Annotated in this window: 14 protein-coding genes; 3 read left to right on the top strand and 11 right to left on the bottom strand. The window is 64.0% G+C overall.

The window, feature by feature from the left end; genetic code table 11:
* Window positions 1-38: 38 nt before the first annotated feature.
* Both WFR25_RS16680 and gltX read right to left on the bottom strand, forming a co-directional pair.
* Window positions 39-1,325, bottom strand: coding sequence for a citrate synthase (locus WFR25_RS16680; RefSeq protein WP_336972412.1), 1,287 nt, complete (start codon window positions 1,323-1,325; stop codon window positions 39-41).
* 20 nt (window positions 1,326-1,345) lie between these two features.
* Entirely contained in the window at window positions 1,346-2,800 is a 1,455-nt protein-coding gene (gltX, locus tag WFR25_RS16675) for a glutamate--tRNA ligase (protein WP_336972411.1), read from the bottom strand.
* An 84-nt stretch (window positions 2,801-2,884) separates the two neighbouring features.
* Here gltX and WFR25_RS16670 point away from each other — a divergent pair, with 84 nt between their 5' ends.
* Both WFR25_RS16670 and WFR25_RS16665 read left to right on the top strand, forming a co-directional pair.
* The gene (locus WFR25_RS16670) at window positions 2,885-3,349 is read left to right on the top strand and encodes a hypothetical protein (RefSeq protein ID WP_336972409.1); all 465 of its coding nucleotides are present in this window, start codon (window positions 2,885-2,887) and stop codon (window positions 3,347-3,349) included.
* Complete coding sequence (locus tag WFR25_RS16665) at window positions 3,346-5,010, top strand: ComEC/Rec2 family competence protein (protein WP_336972407.1); 1,665 nt, start codon at window positions 3,346-3,348, stop codon at window positions 5,008-5,010. Before WFR25_RS16670 ends, WFR25_RS16665 begins: the two co-directional genes overlap by 4 nt.
* Here the strand turns inward: WFR25_RS16665 and lexA are convergent.
* From lexA to parE, 8 genes are all read right to left on the bottom strand, one after another.
* Window positions 5,001-5,687 (bottom strand): transcriptional repressor LexA, encoded by a 687-nt coding sequence (gene lexA, locus WFR25_RS16660; RefSeq protein WP_336972405.1) that lies wholly within the window; start codon window positions 5,685-5,687, stop codon window positions 5,001-5,003. The two genes, WFR25_RS16665 and lexA, sit on opposite strands and share 10 nt — an antisense overlap.
* 86 nt (window positions 5,688-5,773) lie before the next feature.
* Window positions 5,774-6,955, bottom strand: coding sequence for a molybdopterin molybdotransferase MoeA (locus tag WFR25_RS16655; RefSeq protein ID WP_336972404.1), 1,182 nt, complete (start codon window positions 6,953-6,955; stop codon window positions 5,774-5,776).
* A gap of 25 nt (window positions 6,956-6,980) precedes the next feature.
* Entirely contained in the window at window positions 6,981-7,454 is a 474-nt protein-coding gene (moaC, locus tag WFR25_RS16650) for a cyclic pyranopterin monophosphate synthase MoaC (RefSeq protein WP_336972403.1), read from the bottom strand.
* Entirely contained in the window at window positions 7,451-8,242 is a 792-nt protein-coding gene (trpC, locus tag WFR25_RS16645) for an indole-3-glycerol phosphate synthase TrpC (protein WP_336972402.1), read from the bottom strand. The genes moaC and trpC overlap by 4 nt, the downstream gene beginning before the upstream one ends.
* A gap of 1 nt (window position 8,243) precedes the next feature.
* Window positions 8,244-9,236 (bottom strand): anthranilate phosphoribosyltransferase, encoded by a 993-nt coding sequence (trpD, locus tag WFR25_RS16640; RefSeq protein WP_336972399.1) that lies wholly within the window; start codon window positions 9,234-9,236, stop codon window positions 8,244-8,246.
* A 46-nt stretch (window positions 9,237-9,282) separates the two neighbouring features.
* A complete protein-coding gene (locus WFR25_RS16635; RefSeq protein ID WP_336972397.1) occupies window positions 9,283-9,885 on the bottom strand; it encodes an anthranilate synthase component II in 603 nt (200 codons plus the stop codon).
* A 71-nt stretch (window positions 9,886-9,956) separates the two neighbouring features.
* The gene (locus WFR25_RS16630; RefSeq protein WP_336972396.1) at window positions 9,957-11,228 is read right to left on the bottom strand and encodes a serine hydrolase; all 1,272 of its coding nucleotides are present in this window, start codon (window positions 11,226-11,228) and stop codon (window positions 9,957-9,959) included.
* Entirely contained in the window at window positions 11,225-13,204 is a 1,980-nt protein-coding gene (gene parE, locus WFR25_RS16625; RefSeq protein WP_336972395.1) for a DNA topoisomerase IV subunit B, read from the bottom strand. Before parE ends, WFR25_RS16630 begins: the two co-directional genes overlap by 4 nt.
* 156 nt (window positions 13,205-13,360) lie before the next feature.
* On the opposite strand from parE, the gene WFR25_RS16620 reads away from it, so the two are divergent.
* On the top strand, window positions 13,361-14,206 hold the full coding sequence (locus WFR25_RS16620) for an outer membrane protein (RefSeq protein WP_336972392.1): 846 nt from the start codon (window positions 13,361-13,363) through the stop codon (window positions 14,204-14,206).
* Window positions 14,207-14,363: 157 nt separating this feature from the next.
* Here the strand turns inward: WFR25_RS16620 and WFR25_RS16615 are convergent, their stop codons facing one another.
* Window positions 14,364-15,041, bottom strand: a complete 678-nt coding sequence (locus WFR25_RS16615) for a GcrA family cell cycle regulator (RefSeq protein ID WP_336972389.1) — start codon at window positions 15,039-15,041, stop codon at window positions 14,364-14,366.
* Window positions 15,042-15,104: the final 63 nt, after the last annotated feature.

The following is a 15,104-nucleotide window of genomic DNA, read 5'->3' as shown; positions in this document are numbered from 1 at the left end:
TGGAGCGCCGTTTCCTGTTTCAACTTTAATCCTGTCGATCAGCGCTTGCTGACCGGCACATAGTCCCGCTCGGTCGGGCCGGTGTAGAGCTGACGCGGACGACCAATCTTCTGTGCTGGGTCAGAAATCATTTCATTCCACTGCGCGACCCAGCCCACGGTGCGGGCGAGGGCGAAGAGCACGGTGAACATCTCGGTCGGGAAGCCGATGGCTGAGAGGATCACGCCCGAATAGAAATCGACATTCGGATAGAGCTTCTTTTCGATGAAGTAGGGATCGTTGAGCGCGATATGCTCAAGTTCCTTGGCGACGTCGAAGATGGGATCGTCGACACCCAGCTTTGCCAGTACGTCTTTGGCGGTCTTTTGCATGACCGTCGCGCGCGGGTCGTAATTTTTGTACACGCGATGGCCAAAGCCCATCAGGCGGAATGGATCGTCCTTGTTCTTGGCGCGGGCGATATATTCGGGGATGCGGTCAACGGTACCGATCTCGCGCAGCATGTTGAGCGCTGCCTCGTTTGCGCCGCCATGCGCCGGACCCCACAGGCAGGCAATGCCGGCCGCGATGCAGGCGAAAGGATTGGCGCCCGACGAACCGGCAAGGCGCACGGTCGAGGTCGAGGCGTTCTGCTCATGGTCGGCGTGGAGGATGAAGATCTTGTCCATCGCATCCTCGATCACCGGATCAAGGACATACTCTTCGGCCGGGACCGAGAAGGTCATATTCAGGAAATTGCCGGTGTAGCTGAGGTCGTTGCGCGGATAGACGAAGGGCTGGCCCACCGAATATTTATACGCCATCGCCGCGATCGTCGGCATCTTGGCGATCAGCCGGTGGCTGGCGATCCGGCGCTGTTCGGGATCGTTGATGTCCGTCGAGTCGTGGTAAAAGGCGGACAGTGCGCCGACCACACCGCACATGATGGCCATCGGGTGCGCGTCGCGGCGGAAACCGCGGTAGAAGGTCGTCAGTTGCTCATTCACCATCGTGTGACGGGTGATGGTGCGCGAGAAATCGTCCAGTTCCGCCTTTGAAGGCAGTTCGCCGTTCAGCAGAAGATAGCTGACTTCCATGAAGCTCGACTGTTCGGCCAACTGGCCGATGGGATAGCCGCGATGCAGCAATATGCCCTCGTCGCCGTCGATATAGGTCAGGCCCGAATCACAGCTGGCGGTCGAGGTGAAGCCCGGATCGTAGGTGAACATGCCGGTATTTGCATACAGCTTGCGCACATCGATGACCTGCGGGCCGACCGTGCCATCCATGATGGCATAGTCTTTGGCATCATCGCCGATCGCCAGTGTGGCTTTGTTATCCGACATAATGTTCTCCTTTGTTGCCGTCAGCTAACCGGGACCTCTGCCGCCGCGGCCAGTCGTATCAAGCTTTCCTCTTTCCCAAGCAGGAAGAGGACGTCAAAAATGCCCGGGGACGTCGTACGACCCGTCAGCGCCGCGCGCAGGGGTTGTGCGACCTTGCCCAGACCAAGTCCGGCATCCTCCGCCACGCAACGTATAACTTCTTCGATCGCTTCGACCGTCCAGGACTGGACGGGATCAAGAGCGTCGGCTGTCCTGCACAGCAGCGCGCGCGCCGAATCGTCTAGCAGAGCAGAAGCCTTTTCGTCAAAATCCAGCGGGCAGGTTTTGAAAAGAAACTGAGCGCCCTCGGCAATTTCGCCCAGCGTCTTCGCGCGCGGCTTCAGCGAGGGCATCGCGGCAGTCAGAAGCGCATCGGCGCCATCGGGCAAGGTTATCCCCAATTGCGCGGAAACGCGCGGGGCGACCAGCGCTGCGAGTCGGGCATCCTCTGCTTCACGCAGATAGTGACCGTTCAGATTTTCCAGCTTCTTGATGTCGAAACGCGAGGGCGAGCGGCCCACGCCAGCGATGTCGAACAGCTCGATCGCGCGCGCGATCGGGATGAGTTCCTCGTCGCCATGGCCCCAGCCCAGACGCAACAGATAGTTGAGCACCGCTTCGGGCAGCATCCCCATTTCATCGCGATAGGCGTCCACGCCCAGCGCGCCGTGGCGCTTGGACAGTTTTGCCCCGTCAGAACCGTGGATTAGCGGGATATGGGCATAGACCGGCACGTCCCAATTCATCGCATTCATGATGGCAAGCTGGCGGAAGGCGTTGTTGAGATGATCGTCGCCGCGAATGACATGGGTGACGCCCATGTCATGGTCGTCGACCACCACCGCAAGCATATAGGTGGGCGTGCCATCGGAGCGCAGCAGGATCATGTCATCCAGTTCAGCATTCTGGACGACGACGCGGCCCTGCACCGCATCCTCGATCACGGTTTCGCCCGCCCGTGGGGCCTTGATGCGGATGACATAAGGCGCGCCTTTGGGGGCTTCCGACACATCACGATCGCGCCAACGACCGTCATAGCGCATCGGCTGCTTGGCGGCGCGCTGCTGTTCGCGCAGCGCGGTCAGTTCCTCGGGCGTGGCATAGCATTTATAGGCATGGCCGCCGTCGAGCAGTTGCTGCGCGACTTCCGCATGGCGCGGGGTGCGCGCGAACTGGAAGACCGGCTCCTCGTCACCGCCCAGCCCAAGCCAGTCGAGTCCGTCGAAAATCGCGGCGACCGCTTCGTCCGTCGAACGGGCGCGGTCAGTATCCTCGATCCGCAACAGGAAGCTGCCGCCATGGTGGCGCGCGAACAGCCAGTTGAAGAGCGCCGTGCGCGCGCCACCGATGTGCAGGAAGCCCGTCGGCGACGGCGCGAACCGCGTAACGACCTTCTGCTTATCTCCGGTTGCGCTCACCCTGATATTCCCCGACATCTGCTGTTCTGATCCATGAATGCGACGCCCCCTAGCATGGCTTTCGAGCCACGACAAACCTGCGCGGGGGAGAGTGCGAATCCCGTGGTTTTTCGGGCTTTTCCGGCCGTGGAAGCGTGGTTGGAATCGCAGCGCGAACAAGTGGGCCTCTGGGCGCCGGTTGCATTGGGCGCGGGAATCGCTGCCTGGTTCGCCCTGCCGGACCGGGCCGCATGGCTGGGCTTTTGCTGTCTGGCGCTTGGACTGGCCTGCGCCGCCTGCCTGATGCCCCGTGAAAGTCGATTGCGGCAGATGCTGGTGATTGGTGGCCTGCTGGCCTGCCTAGGCTGTCTGTTGATCTGGGGCAAGGCACTGCTGTTGGGGCAGCCGCCGCTGACACGGCCTGTTTTTACCGAGATGGCGGGGGAAGTCCGGTCGGTTGCCGCCATGCCAGCGCAGGGTGTGGTGCGCGCGATGGTACGGCCGCTGGATCGGGGTGATTTGCCGCAGGCGATCCGCGTCAATATTCGCGAGGGCGATGTGCCGACAGGGTTGGGGCGGGGGCGGTGATCCGCTTTCGTATCCGCCTGATGCCGCCCGCGCCCGCTGCCGTGCCGGGCGGATATGATTTTGCACGGCGCGCTTATTTCCAGGGGATCGGGGCGACCGGGCGGGCATTGCGTCCGATCGAAGTGGTGAAGGCGGCGCCCGAAGGCAGCGCCTCTTTGCGCGCCAGATTGTCGACACATATCCATGGGCAGGTGGCGGGCGGAGCAGGTGGCATCGCAATGGCGCTGGCGACCGGCGATCAGGGTGCGATACCTGAAGCGGATGCACAGGCCATGCGCCGCAGCGGGCTGGCGCATCTGCTGTCGATCAGCGGCCTGCATGTAACCGCGCTGATCGGGGCCGTCATGCTGATGACGTTGCGACTGGCGGCGCTGAGTCGATGGGCAGCGCTACACTTGCCCCTGATGCTGATCGCGGCGGGTTGCGGAGCGCTGGGAGGCCTTGGCTACACATTGCTGACCGGGGCTGAGGTGCCGACGATCCGGTCCTGTGTAGCAGCGTTGCTGGTGCTGGGCGGGATGGCGATGGGCCGCGATGCGATAACCTTGCGATTGGTGGCGGCGGGAGCGTTGGTCGTGCTGGTCTTTTGGCCGGATAGCCTGATCGGCCCCAGTTTCCAGATGAGCTTCGCCGCGGTGGTGGCACTGGTCGCGCTGTCGAGCAGCCGTCGCTATCGCGCGCTGACCGCGGCGCGGGATGAGGGGTGGGTGGCAAAGGGACTGCGGGGCATCGCGGCGTTGCTGTTGACTGGCTTTGCTGTGGAGATCGTGCTGGCGCCGATCGCGCTCTATCATTTCCATCAGGCGGGAATGCTGGGTGCTTTTGCCAATCTGATCGCGATCCCGCTGACGACCTTTATCGTCATGCCGTTTGAGGCTCTGGCTCTGGCGCTGGATGTGATCGGGCTGGGCGCGCCTGCCTGGTGGGTGGTGACGCACTCTTTGGACCTGTTGCTGGCGCTGGCGCACCGGGTCGCGGCCAGCCCGATGGCGGTCGTGCTGGCGCCGGCCTTTTCGCATCTCGTCTTCGCCGCAATTGTGGGCGGGGGGCTGTGGTGTCTGTTGTGGCGCGGATCGGTGCGCTGGTTGGGGCTGGCGCCGGTGTTGATCGGAACGGCGATCATCGTGCTGACGCCGTCGCCTGACCTGCTGGTCACGAGCGACGGACGGCATGTCGCCCTGCGCCTGCCCGACGGCGGCATGGCGTTACTGCGTGCGCGGGCGGGTGATTATGTGCGCGATGCATTGGCCGAGAGCGTGGGCTATGATGGCACATTGTCCGCTCTTGCGGATATGCCGCAGGCCCGGTGCAACCCGGATCTGTGTGCTGCGACGATGCGGCGTGGTGAGCGGCGCTGGCAATTGCTGGTGACGCGCAGCAAGGCGATGATCGACCCGCGGATATTGGCGAAAGATTGCGCGATTGTCGACATCGTCGTCAGCGATCGCTGGCTGCCCCGTTCCTGTCGCTCACGCTGGCTGAAGATCGACCGACGGATGCTGGCACGGACGGGCGGGATCGCGATAAGCCTGAAGACGGGCAGGGTTGATCGGGTCAGGCCGGAGGGCGACACCCATCCCTGGTTGCCGCCAATCCCGCCACCACGTCCCCTGCGCCGTCCGATTGGCGGGCCATCGTTACAGGCCAGTCCTCAATTATAGCGGCGCAACAGGCCCGCGAGCTTGCCCTGGATTCGTACCTGAGCCGAATCATAGACTTGCGGCTGATAGGCACTATTGGCCGGATCGAGCCGGACCTGCGCGCCTTCGCGCCGGAAATATTTGAGCGTTGCTTCGGCTTCGTCAATCAACGCGACGACGATCTGTCCCTCGCGCGCGACGTCGGTGCGCTGGATAAGAGCGAAGTCGCCATCGAGAATGCCTGCCTCCATCATCGAATCGCCGGATACTTCCAGCGCATAATGATCGCCTGAACCCAGCAAGGCGGCGGGAACGGAGAGCATCGTCTGCCCCTCCATCGCCTCGATCGGCACGCCCGCCGCAATGCGGCCGTGCAGCGGAATTTCGATCACGTCATTGGCGGCGACGGGGATTTGGGAGGGGGTCTTGGGCGCAAGTTGCGGCACGCTTGGTACGAGCGCGGATCGGGATGTCCGGTTCATCGCTTCGGGCAGTTTCAATACTTCCAGCGCGCGCGCTCGATTGGCGAGGCGACGGATGAAGCCCCGTTCTTCCAGGGCGTTAATAAGACGGTGAATGCCCGATTTTGAGCGCAGATCGAGCGCTTCCTTCATTTCCTCGAAAGAGGGAGACACGCCGCCTTCCTCCAGTCGATGATGAATGAAGAGAAGCAGTTCCTGCTGTTTTGCCGTCAACATCGCCTTTGTCCCTCGCATATCTGGAACGAATGAAGAACGCATAGGAAACGGAAGGAGGCAAGTCAAGCGTTTGGGTGATTATCCTGTCAGGTCAGCGGCAGGGTGATGACTGCATCGCCTGCTTTGGCGGCGGGCGATTTTGCGGGGCGCAGGATCAGGCAGTCGGCGTCGGCAAGGGAGGCGGTGGCCGCACTGTCCTGCGCGGTGAGGGCGACGATCCGGTCGCCGCGATGGAAGGCGCGGAGATATTCGTCCCGTTCGGCGGTCGGGGCCAGGGGTGCGTCGATGATTGCTTCGATCTGTCGGGGAAGGGGCTGGGGTGCGCCGCTCATATGGCGGACCAGTGGGAGCAGGAAGAGAAAGGCCGTGACGAACGCCGAGACAGGATTGCCCGGCAGGCCCAGAAAAACGGCGCTGTCCAGGGTTCCGGCGATCAGCGGCTTGCCGGGGCGCATTGCGATCTTCCAGAAATCGAGCGTGCCGCCGACCGCAGCGAAGGCTGGACGAACGAGATCATGATCGCCGACCGACGCGCCGCCTGTCGAAACGATGATGTCAGCTTCGCGCACGCGATCGAATGCAGCCATCATGGCGGCAAGGTCATCTGGCACGATGCCAAGGTCGATGACTTCGCAGGGCAGGCCCGCGAGCATCGCGGGCAGCATGACGGCGTTGGAGGAGGGCAACTGGCCCGGCGCGATGGGCTGTCCTGCCGCCACCAATTCGTTACCGGTGGACAAAAGGGCGACGCGAACCTTGCGCGCGACCGGCAACAGGCCATGGCCGCCCAGCACGGCAAGGCCAATATGGGCGGGGTTCAGGCATGTGCCAGCGCGCAGAAGAACCGTGGATTCACGGAAATCCGACCCCGCCGGACGGACATGCTGGCCCGATGCCGGAGCGTTTGGAAGTCCGCTGATCTGGTCGCCGATGCGTTCGGCATTTTCCTGGATCAATATGGCGTCGGCGCCCGGTGGCACGGGCGCGCCGGTGAAGATGCGGCAGGTTTCGCCCGGCGCAAGTGGTGTGGGGATGGCCTGTCCTGCGGCACTCTCGCCTGACAGTCGCCACGGGCCGGGCCATTCAGCAGCGCGGATTGCATAGCCGTCCATGGCGGAAAGGTCCGCCCATGGCTGGCTACGCAGGGCGATGATGTCGTCTGTCAGCCATCGGCCTACGCCTTGTGCGGCGGCAACGGAGTGCGATGGGAGGCGGCGGCCCAGTGCCAGCAGGCGCGCCTGCGCTTCTGCGACGGGCAGCAGGCTCATGGCCTCCCCCTCACGGCCACGCCCTTCACGAAGCCCGCCAGTCCCCGGACTTGCCGCCCGACTTGGCGAGCAGGCGGACGCCGCTGATCACCATCGCCTTGTCCATCGCCTTGGCCATGTCGTAAATGGTGAGCAGGGTGACGGACGCAGCGGTCATTGCTTCCATCTCCACGCCCGTCTGGGCAGCGGTGCGCGCGGTTGCGGTGACGGTTACGCCGGTCGCGTCCATGTCGAACTCGATCGTCACCGCGTTCAAGGGGAGGGGGTGGCACAGCGGGATGAGGTCGGCGGTGCGCTTGGCCGCCATGATGCCCGCGATCCGGGCGACGGCGAGAACGTCGCCCTTCTTCACATGACCGTCGGCGATGGCCTTTGCGGCTTCGCGGCTCATGTCGATGCGGCCGGTCGCGACCCCCTCTCGCACGGTGGTCGCCTTGGCCGAGATGTCGACCATGCGGGCCGATCCATCTTCGGCCAGATGGGTGAGGCCGTTGCTCATGCCCCGACCAGCAGCGTGCGGGTCGCCGCCTCGACATCGGCCTGGCGCATCAGCGCTTCGCCCACCAGGAAGCAACGGACGCCGCGTTCCGCCATGGCGGTGAGGTCGTCATGGCTGTTGAGGCCGCTTTCGGCGACGAAGGTGCATCCCTCCGGCGCGCTGTCGACCAGCCTGTAGGTGTTGTTGAAGTCGATGCTGAAATCACGCAGGTCGCGATTATTGACGCCGATCAGGCGCGAGCGGAGATTAAGCGCGCGCTCCATTTCCCGTTCGTCATGGACTTCGATCAGGGCGTCCATGCCCAGGCCGAGGACCGCATCCTCAATCTCTGCCATTTGGGTGTCGTCCAGCGCCGCTACGATGATGAGGAGGGCGTCCGCGCCCAGTGAGCGGCTTTCCAACACCTGCCAGGGATCGACGATGAAATCCTTGCGGAGCACGGGCAGGGGGCAGGCGGAGCGGGCGGCCATCAGATAATCGTCATGGCCCTGAAAATAGGGTTCGTCGGTCAGGACGGACAGGCAGGCCGCGCCCGCCGCCGCATAGGCCTGGGCGTGGGCGGGGGGATCGAAATCGGCGCGGATAAGCCCCTTGGACGGGCTGGCGCGCTTGATTTCCGCGATGAGGCCGAAGCCTGAGCGGGCGGCCCCGTCCAGCGCCTGACGGAAGCCGCGCGGCGGGGTCTGTTCGGCGGCGCGGGCGTGGAGCGTGGACACGGTGGTCGCGGCCTTGCGCCGCTTCACATCCTCCCGCTTGAAGTCGCAGATTTCGATCAGTTTGTTGGTCATGTCAAAAGCCTATCCAGCAGGTCAGCAGGGCATGGGCAAGGCCCTTGTCGATCGTCTCGGCGGCTTCCTCCGCCCCCTCTCGAAGATCATGCGCGGTGCCCGCGACGACAAGGGCCGCGGCGGCGTTCAGCAGCACCGCGTCGCGATAAGGCCCCTGTTCGCCGAGCAGCAGCGCTTTCAGCGCAGCGGCGTTGTAGCTGGCGTCGCCGCCGCGAATGGCATCGACGGGATGGGAGGGAAGGCCCGCGTCGGCGGCATGGTAGCGGCGCATGGCGACCAAGCCTTCGGCTGTGACTTCCGCCACATCATTGCCACCGGTGAGCGAGAGTTCGTCCAGCCCCTCATCCCCCGACACGATCATGGCATAGTCCGCGCCCAGATCCGCCAGCGCCTGCGCGTAGATGGGGACATAGGCGGGGCGGGCGATGCCGACCAGTTGGCGGCGGACATTGGCGGGATTGGCGAGCGGACCCATCAGGTTGAAGATGGTGCGCTGGCCAATCGCCTTGCGGATGGGGCCAAGCCGCTTGAGCGCGGGATGGTGATTCTGTGCAAAGAGGAAGCAGATGCCAAGGTCGGCGAGCGAGGCTTCGGCCCTGTCGGCGGCGCGGCTGAGGTCGAGGCCGAGAGCTTCGAGCGTGTCGGCCGCGCCGGATTTGGAGGATGCCGCGCGATTGCCATGCTTGGCGACGGGCACGCCACTGGCCGCGACGACCAGCGCGACGGCGGTGGAGACGTTGAGCGTGTGATGGCCGTCGCCGCCCGTGCCGCAGACGTCGATCGCGCCGGATGGGGCGCCGATCGGGATCATCCGCGCACGCATGGCGCGGGCGGCGGCGGCAATTTCCGTGGCGGTCTCACCCCGCTCGCTCATCGCGACGAGGAAGGCGGCGATGTCGGCTTCGGGCAGGTCCGCGTCGAACAGGAGGTCGAAGGCGCGGGCGGCGTCCGCCTGCGAGAGCGGTGTGGAGGGATCGGGTAGCGCGCTGGTCATGGCGCTTCCCTTAGACTCGGCCATGGGCACGAGTCGAGGGGCGCGATCAGGCTGTTTGGCAGGCGGCTTCGCGCGCGCGAACCGGGATGCCCGCAATCCTCATGAAATTGGCGAGCATGTCATGGCCATGTTCGGTGGCGATGCTTTCGGGGTGGAACTGTACCGAATGAATCGGCAGGTCGGTGTGGCGGAAAGCCATGACCGATCCATCGTCGCTGGTCGCGTTGACGGTCAGGCAGGCCGGAATATTCTCGACGATCAGCGAATGATAGCGGGTGGCGATGAAGGGCGAGGGCAACCCTTCGAACAGCCCGGTGCCGTCATGGGAAACCGGCGACGTCTTGCCGTGCATCAGGCCGCCGCGCACCACGCGTCCACCGAAATGCTGGCCGATCGCCTGATGGCCAAGGCACACGCCCAGCAGCGGCTTGCCCGCGTCGGCGCAGGCCGCGACCAGATCCAGGCTGACGCCTGCCTCATTAGGGGTGCAGGGACCGGGGGACAACAGGAAGGCCTGCGCCCCGGAGGAAAGGGCCTGACCCGCCGAAATCGCGTCGTTGCGGACCACCTCCACGCGCGCGCCCAGCTCCATCAGATAATGGACGAGGTTCCAGGTGAAGCTGTCGTAATTGTCGATGACCAAAATCATGGGGTCGGCCTATATCGTGAGCGCGCGGGATTGGACAGAGGGATGATGGTGGGATGATGCGGGAGGGGACTTCAGGAACCACCCTCTGCAATCAGGGTCAGCATCCGGCTCATCAACGCGGTGAAGCGCCCTTCGTCCACCAGCGCGGCGCTGTTGTTCCAGGCGGCGGCCAGCGCATACCATTGCCCGTCCTTCGCCCGGCCGATGAAGTTCATGGCGATCACGCCGGGTTCCGACCCGCCCTTGTAACCCAGCCAGGCCCACCGCGCCGCGTCGCCCGGTGCGATGCCGGGATTGACCGCCAATATGGGGAGGGCGTCGCCCGATTGCCGCCGCAACTGGTCGAGCAGGCCGATCATCTGGTCGGGGGAGGCGAACCATTCGATGGTGTCGATCGCGGTGGGCGTCGTGGCCATTGTGCCCACGTCGATGGCATTGGCGACCAGCCGAAGGGGGCTGGCGTTGAGCAGGTCGCGTCTGCCCTGTGGCGTGGCTCCGGCATAGCGGGCGCGCAGGTCGGCGTTGGCGGGCATTTTGAGCGCAAAGGCTTCGGCGGTGGTCAGGAGCGGGCGGCTTTCCGGCGGCATCATCGCATCCACCCGGTCCCGCCCCAACGCCAGCAGCAGCGTGTCGGCGGCGCTGTTGTCGCTCTCCGCAATCATCGCGAGCGCGAGGCTGTGGAGCGTCATCGGCGCATTGTCCGGCGCGGCGGCGAGGCGGCCGGAAAAGCTTTTGTGGGTGAGCGGCACGACATCGGCCCACCGCCGCTCTTTCGCGGCGACGGCGCGTGCCAGTTCGGCGAGGATGGCAAGCTTGAAGGATGAGCCGGTCGCCATCGCGCGGTCCGCATCATGGGCGCGGAGCAATTGAGGCTGGGCGTCGGTCAATCGCGCCAGCGCGAAGGCGGCATGGCCGGCGAGCGCCGCGATGTCCTGCGCGACTTTCGCCAGGCTATCATCCCGCTGCCGCGCGCCGGTCAGGCGCAGGCCAACGACCTGATTGGGAGCCTGCGGTGCGACCACCATCTGAAATCCCAGCGTGGCGTTGGCATAGCGTATCTCGACTGCGCCGATGGTGGCGCTTTGCGTGCGCAAATGGCTGAGAGTCTTGGGCGTGCCGTGGTCGCGCCTCAACTGTTCGGCCAAGGCGCGCCATTGGGTGATGGGCACGGCATTGAGGAAAATGGGCGAGAAATAGTCTTCTTCATTTCCCGGTGCCGTAAGCATCGCGACCAGTTGTTCGGCCCGTGATTGCATGGCTGGTGAGGGCTGACCCCCCGATTGGGCGAGCGCGGCTGGTGATAGGAGCAGCGCCGCGAGCAAGAACACCAGCCAGCGGATCATGCGTCGATGGCTTCCTCGTCCACCGCGGCTGCATTCTCCTGAATGAAGGCGAAGCGATGCGCCGGATTGTTGCCCATCAGCCGGTCGACCAGATCGCGGACCGCCGCGCGATCCTCTACATCGGGTGGCAGGGTGATGCGGATCAGGCTGCGGGTCTTGGGGTCCATCGTCGTTTCGCGCAGTTGCATCGGGTTCATTTCGCCAAGCCCCTTGAAGCGGCTGGTCTCGACCTTCTTGCCCTTGAACTCCTTGGCCATCAGCGCGTCGCGATGGGCGTCGTCGCGGGCATACATGCTCTTGCCGCCGGACACGATGCGGTAAAGCGGCGGCTGGGCGAGGTAAAGATGCCCGCGCCGCACCAGTTCGGGCATTTCCTGAAAGAAGAAGGTCATCAGCAGCGTGGCGATATGCGCGCCGTCGACGTCTGCGTCGGTCATGATGACGATGCGCTCATAGCGCAGATTGTCGGGGTTGCAGTCCTTGCGGACGCCGCAGCCCAGCGCCAGCCCCATGTCGGCGATTTCCTGGTTCGCCAGAATCTTGGCCATGTTGGCGGACGCGACGTTCAATATCTTGCCGCGCAGGGGCAGGATCGCCTGCGTCTTGCGGTCGCGGGCCTGTTTGGCGGAGCCGCCGGCGCTGTCGCCTTCGACCAGGAAGATTTCCGTGCCTTCGGGGTCGTCGGTCGAACAGTCGGTCAGCTTGCCGGGCAGGCGCAGTTTGCGTGCGCTGGTGGCGGTCTTGCGCTTGACCTCCTTCTCCTGCTTGCGCTTGAGGCGCTCGTCCATGCGGTCGATGACATAGGCGAGCAGCGCCTTGCCCCGATCCATATTGTCCGACAGATAATGGTCGAAATGATCGCGAATGGCATTTTCGACGAGCCGCGCCGCTTCGGGTGAGGTCAGGCGATCCTTGGTCTGGCTTTGAAACTGGGGATCGCGGACGAAGACCGACAGCATGATTTCGGAGGACGTCATGACGTCCTCAGCGGTGATGTCCTTGCCCTTTTTCTGTCCGACCAGATCAGCAAAGGCGCGGATGCCCTTCACCAGTGCGGCGCGGATGCCCGCTTCATGGGTGCCGCCATCGGGCGTGGGAATGGTATTGCAATACCAGCTATAGCTGCCGTCGGACCAGAGCGGCCAGGCGACCGCCCATTCCACCCGGCCTGCCGTGCCGGGGAAATCCTGTTGCCCTGCAAAGAAGCGGCTGGTCGCGCATTCGCGGTCGCCCACCTGTTCCTTTAGATGGTCAGCAAGGCCGCCGGGAAACTGGAATTTGGCCTCGGCCGGTGTGTCGTCAGTGATCAGCTCGGGCGCGCATTTCCAGCGGATCTCGACGCCTGCGAACAGATAGGCCTTCGATCGGGCGAGGCGATGCAGGCGGGCGGGCTTGAACTTCTGCTCACCGAAAATCTCTGGATCAGGAGTGAAGCTGACGGCTGTGCCACGCCGGTTGGGCGCCGCGCCGATTTTTTCCAGCGATGAAGTCGGCAGGCCTTGAGAAAAAGTCTGACGGAAGAGTTCTTTGTTAAGGGCCACCTCCACCACCGTGTCGTTCGACAAAGCGTTGACGACGCTGATGCCCACGCCATGCAGGCCGCCGGAGGTCGCATAGGCCTTGTCCGTGAACTTGCCACCCGAATGGAGGGTGGTCAAAATCACCTCCAGCGCGGATTTGCCCGGAAATTTGGGATGTTCGTCCACCGGGATGCCGCGACCATTATCGGTGATGGTCAGGCGATTGCCCGGTTCCAGCAGCACTTCGATCCGGGTGGCGTGACCCGCAACGGCTTCGTCCATGCTGTTGTCGAGCACTTCGGAGGCAAGGTGGTGGAAGGCCCGCTCGTCCGTGCCGCCGATATACATGCCCGGACGGCGGCGCACAGGCTCCAGCCCCTCAAGCACCTCGATCGCGGATGCATCATAGCTGGTGGATGAGGTGGAGGAGGCGCTGGCGAAAAGGTCTTCTGACATGATGGATTCTATAGGGGTGCGCGGGGCTGCTACGCAAGCGGCGGCGGGTAATTGTGCAACAGCACATAAAAAAACTTGCCATGCGATTGAAACAATTTCGATAGCTGCGTAGTTACGCGCCCTGACAGATCTCACTTTCCCCAGGAGAAGAACCCCATGAAAAATATACTTATTGCGCCGCTGGGCGCCACGCTGGCGCTTGCCCTTGCGACGCCTGCTTTCGCACAGGGCGACAAGGTCGACTGGACCGGTCCCTATGTCGGTGGTTCGTTCGGCTACAACTGGCAGAAGAGCGATAACCAGGAGAATCTGCGCTTCGATACCAATGGCGATGGCGTGTACAACGACACGGTGCGGCTTGGTAACGGCGACGATGCATTCGCACCCGGCTTCTGTGGCGGTGCAGCGACGTCAGGCGTTGGCCAGCAGCGCACCCGTTGCAATGGCGACAAGGACGCAATCGGTTGGAACGTCCACGCCGGTTATGACCGTCAGTTCGGCAACATCGTGGCCGGTGCCGTGATCGAAGGCGGCGACGCATATATCAGCGACAGCGTCAGCGGCTTCAGCACCACACCTGCCAGCTACACGCTGACCCGCCGGATCGGCTGGAGCGGCGCTGGCCGTCTGCGTCTGGGCTACACCACCGACAGCGGCATCATGCCCTACATCACCGGTGGTGTTTCCTATGCGAAGGTGAAGAACAGCTTCAGCACAACGAATACCGCCAACGCTTTCACGACTACCGACTCCAAGGAAGACGCTTGGGGCTGGAACATGGGCGGTGGCGTTGAAGCGAAGGTCGCCGAGAACTTCTCGATCGGCCTTCTCTACAAGTGGACGCGCTACAATGTTGGCGATTACAACGTGAATGTCAGCCAGGGCACTGCCCCGGCGACCAACCCGTTCATTTCCAATCCGACGCGTGCGTCCACCGACATCAATCGTGGTGACAAGTTCGACGTACAGAGCACGATGGTGACGGCAAGCTTCCGCTTCTGATCGCTTATTCTGCTTTCAATGAAGGGCGCGGGTCGGCAACGATCCGCGCCTTTTCTTTTGTGCAGGCGGAAGGCAGGGTTCCGATCCGACGCCAGGAAAAAAGGCCGCACCCGATAGCGGGAGCGGCCTTTTTCCTATCGAAGTAAAGCGTCGTCGATCAGCGCACGCGGGGGCCACCGAAGGGCAGTGGCGGGGGCGGGCGGCGGGTGCCGCGTGGCAGCTGCGCCTGATAGGCGCGCCCGCAATGTTCGACGCAATAAGGGAAGCCCGGATTCACCGTCTCCCCACAGAAATGGAAGTCCGCTTCGCCCGGATGACCCATCGGCCATTTGCAGATCCGCTCGGTCAGGTCGAGCAGGCTGGTCTTGTCGGCCATATCGGCGCTGGGCTTGGCGGGTACCAGGCGACGGGGTGGTGCGGGCGGAATGGGGGCCTGTTGATCGCCCGGACCCTGACGCAGGAAGCCGCCTGGGCCGACCGAGACGATGCGCGGCTGCGGTTTGGGTGCGGGTGCATCGCCAGAGGCATCCGCTGATGGGGTAGCCGTGACGGCAGGCGCTGTGGGTGCGCGCGGCGCGGCAACGGGCTGGGCGGCAGGGGGCGCGGCTTTCGCTACGTCCACTTCCGCCACGACAGGCTTGCGGACAGGCGCGGCCTTCTTGGGCGCGTCGGTCGACTTAACCGGGGATGGGCGCGATTGCAGGCCCAGGCGATGCGCCTTGCCGATCACCGCGTTACGGCTGACCCCGCCCAGTTCTTCGGCGATCTGGCTGGCGGTCAGGCCCTTTTCCCACATGCCCTTGAGCTGGTCGATACGCTCGTCGGTCCAGGACAATGCAAAACTCCTCAAAATCTCTTGAATGCCACCCTATATGGGAACGAAGCGGCGCGGGTGCAA

It is taken from the genome of Sphingobium aromaticiconvertens (genome assembly GCF_037154075.1).
Classification (GTDB): domain Bacteria; phylum Pseudomonadota; class Alphaproteobacteria; order Sphingomonadales; family Sphingomonadaceae; genus Sphingobium; species Sphingobium aromaticiconvertens.
This window is presented reverse-complemented; position numbering and strand designations above follow the sequence as displayed.

Coding starts and splice junctions, on each gene's coding strand:
- WFR25_RS16680 (WP_336972412.1), bottom strand. CDS start 1,325: ATGTCGGATAACAAAGCCACACTGGCGATCGGCGATGATGCCAAAGAC.
- gltX (WP_336972411.1), bottom strand. CDS start 2,800: ATGTCGGGGAATATCAGGGTGAGCGCAACCGGAGATAAGCAGAAGGTC.
- lexA (WP_336972405.1), bottom strand. CDS start 5,687: ATGTTGACGGCAAAACAGCAGGAACTGCTTCTCTTCATTCATCATCGA.
- WFR25_RS16655 (WP_336972404.1), bottom strand. CDS start 6,955: ATGAGCCTGCTGCCCGTCGCAGAAGCGCAGGCGCGCCTGCTGGCACTG.
- moaC (WP_336972403.1), bottom strand. CDS start 7,454: ATGAGCAACGGCCTCACCCATCTGGCCGAAGATGGATCGGCCCGCATG.
- trpC (WP_336972402.1), bottom strand. CDS start 8,242: ATGACCAACAAACTGATCGAAATCTGCGACTTCAAGCGGGAGGATGTG.
- trpD (WP_336972399.1), bottom strand. CDS start 9,236: ATGACCAGCGCGCTACCCGATCCCTCCACACCGCTCTCGCAGGCGGAC.
- WFR25_RS16635 (WP_336972397.1), bottom strand. CDS start 9,885: ATGATTTTGGTCATCGACAATTACGACAGCTTCACCTGGAACCTCGTC.
- WFR25_RS16630 (WP_336972396.1), bottom strand. CDS start 11,228: ATGATCCGCTGGCTGGTGTTCTTGCTCGCGGCGCTGCTCCTATCACCA.
- parE (WP_336972395.1), bottom strand. CDS start 13,204: ATGTCAGAAGACCTTTTCGCCAGCGCCTCCTCCACCTCATCCACCAGC.
- WFR25_RS16620 (WP_336972392.1), top strand. CDS start 13,361: ATGAAAAATATACTTATTGCGCCGCTGGGCGCCACGCTGGCGCTTGCC.